Source organism: Cobetia sp. SIMBA_158, from assembly GCF_046566945.1.
GTDB classification, from domain to species: Bacteria; Pseudomonadota; Gammaproteobacteria; order Pseudomonadales; family Halomonadaceae; genus Cobetia; species Cobetia amphilecti.
Genome location: NZ_JAWJYL010000970.1, coordinates 1 through 242, shown reverse-complemented (window position 1 = coordinate 242; position 242 = coordinate 1). Strand labels below are relative to the sequence as shown.

Here is a 242-nt window from a genome sequence, read left to right as displayed (position 1 = left end):
CGGCTGGGCCTTCCTGCTGCATTCGCCGGGGCCGTCGCTGATCTGGATCGGCCTCGGCGCCTACATGCTGTTCTCGTCGGCGCGGCGTGTGATCCAGAATACGCTCAACCGCTTCATTCCCGCCGACCACGAGCGAGCGGCCTTCACCAGCATCCAGAGTGCCGTGCAGCATATGAGCTCCGCCGCCGGCAGCTATGTGAGCGCCGGACTGTTGGTCAGCACCCCGAGCGGCGCGTTGGAAG

The 242-nt window shown here is 66.5% G+C and carries 1 pseudogene; it reads left to right on the top strand.

Annotation, left to right across the window (positions count from 1 at the left end):
- Positions 1 to 242, top strand: a pseudogene (locus R2R70_RS22700) (hypothetical protein); the annotation flags it as partial.